The following is a 559-nucleotide window of genomic DNA, read 5'->3' on the forward strand; positions in this document are numbered from 1 at the left end:
CAGGTTGAGCCGCGCGCCGGCACCGAGCGTCGCCGCGGACGTCGCCGGGCCGGCATCGGTCGCCACCGTCACGGGGGCCGCCGTCAGCGTGCCGCCGCCGGTCACGGTCAGGTCGCGCGTCGCGTCGATCCCCGCGAGGCGCGCATCGACCACGCTGCGCAGCGCGACATCGGCGGGCACGGTGCCGCCGGCCGCCAGCCGCCCGGCGGTGATGCCGGCGAAGGCGTCGATGCGGTTCGCGCCATCGGCGCGGAAATCGCCCTGCGCGGTGCCCGTCAGCGTCGCGACGTCGATCACGCCGCCGCTCTGCACGACAGCGCCACCCGCCACGAGGTCGAGTTGCCGCACCCGGTCGCCGCCGGCGTCGCGCAGCGCGACATTGCCGACGATGCGGATGTCCCCCGCGCTGCGCAGCGTGCCGTCGGCGCCGATGCGCAGCCGCGCGGTGACCGCCCCGTCGCCGCCGAGGCGCGCGATTTCCGCCGCGTCGAGCGCGAGGGTGCCGGCCCCCGCGCCGCCGAGCGTGACCGCCCGGCCGAGGCTTTCGGGCAGCAGGCTG

At 78.4% G+C, this 559-nt stretch carries 1 protein-coding gene; it reads right to left on the reverse strand.

The features are described from left to right. Positions 1 to 559 (reverse strand): hypothetical protein (locus HW577_RS26255; protein WP_198378994.1); only part of this gene is annotated, 559 nt, incomplete at both ends.

Source organism: Neoroseomonas rubea (assembly GCF_016106015.1).
GTDB classification, from domain to species: Bacteria; Pseudomonadota; Alphaproteobacteria; order Acetobacterales; family Acetobacteraceae; genus Neoroseomonas; species Neoroseomonas rubea.